This window comes from Streptomyces sp. NPDC001100, assembly GCF_053598575.1.
In genome coordinates this window covers 140,625-142,112 of sequence record NZ_JBSFKO010000026.1, presented here as the reverse complement: position 1 = coordinate 142,112, position 1,488 = coordinate 140,625, and the positions used below count along the sequence as shown (strand labels likewise).

The window sequence follows — 1,488 nt, the reverse complement described above, 5'->3', positions numbered from 1 at the left end:
GGACGCTCCGGCGACGAACTGGACAAGGTCGGCTTCATCTACACGAAGCGCTGACGCACTCGCGCACCAGCACCGCATGACCTACGGCCGGATCACATGCCTCGCGTGTGATCCGGCTCGGTGCGGCCGGCCGCCCTACGCGAACACGGCGGCTCCGGCCGTCGGCACGAACACCGCCGGTACTGCAACGGCGACTACCGCAAAGACAGTTGAGCCGACACCGCACCGCTGACCCACCATCGAGCGGGGCTCCCTTCGCACCTCTTCGCGAAGGGAGCCCCGCCCGTTGCCGCGTCAGATCGACACGGCGACGGCGGTGAACGTCGTGTCGGGCGTCTGCGGGGTGGTGAAGCGGGCGTTGACCAGATAGAGCCGGTTGCCGAAGCGGGCGGCGGTCGTGGGGACGTCGAAGCGCGGGTCGGTGATCGAGGTGCGCAGGGTCGCGGTGGTGACCTCGGTGTCGAGGTCGAACACGCTGATCCGGTTCAGGCGGTTCTGGACGACGTACAGCGTCCGGCCGATCCGGAACAGACCGTCGCCGTTGGCCACGTCGGACGCCCCGCTGAGGACGATCTCGGTGGCGGCGCCGGTCCTGAGCGGCACCCGGTAGAGCTTGCCGGGGGTGCTGCTGACGACGATGAGGCCGTGGCCGTCCGGCGTGCCGACGATTCCGTTGGCGTTGTTCACCCCGGGCGTCTGCGCCCAGTCGCCGGTGAGCGGCAGGGCGGTGACCTCGCCCGTACGGCCGCGGGGGACGCCGTAGAGCACGGCGTCGAGGGAGTCGGTGAACCAGGCCCGGTCGCCGAGCAGGGTGATGTCGTTGATGAAGTGACCGGTGGTGGCAGTGAGTTGATAGGTCGTCAGGATCTCGCCGGTGCGGGAGTCTACGACTCGCGCGGCCCCGGTGCTGCCGGCGACGTACAACAGACCGTCGTGGTCGAGCTTCAGCCCGACGGAGACCAGGCCGGTGGCGCCCGCGGAGAGGACCTTGCCCTCGCCGGTGCGCAGGTCGGTGCGGTAGATGGCGCCGTTGGCTCGGGAGCCCATGTAGGCGTACGGCCTGCTGCCGATGGCGATGCCTTCGGGAAGCCAGCCGTTGGGCAGCGGGAACTCCGTCGGCCAACCGGCCTCGGCGGTCGACGAGTTGGCGCGTGCCGTGCCGGTGCCGGCCGTGACGGCGAGGGCAGTCAGGGCGGCGCCGCCGAGTAAGACGGCGCGCCGGGTGGGCTGGGGGTGGTTCCGGGTCATCGTTCGGGCCTCCGGGGACGAGTGGGGTGCGGTCGGGCGAACTCGGCGACTCGGGCGAGCCCTGGTACTCAGGTGAAATCTTCTTCAACTCCACGCCAGGGCCCGGCATTTGGGCAACGGCCCGTCACCGCCCGGAGTTCCCACCCGCCCCACCCGCAACCGCGGGCTCGGGTACCCGCGCTCCGCCGGCACCGCCTTCCGGAGGCCGCTTCTCTCGACATCGAGGTCGGGAAGAATCCG

Annotated in this window: 1 protein-coding gene; it reads right to left on the bottom strand. The window is 70.6% G+C overall.

Features of this window, described 5'->3' with window-relative positions; all coding sequences use genetic code 11:
- Nucleotides 1-294: 294 nt before the first annotated feature.
- Nucleotides 295-1,248, bottom strand: coding sequence for an SMP-30/gluconolactonase/LRE family protein (locus ACWDEW_RS32195; protein WP_450517428.1), 954 nt, complete (start codon nucleotides 1,246-1,248; stop codon nucleotides 295-297).
- Between the last annotated feature and the right edge of the window lie 240 nt (nucleotides 1,249-1,488).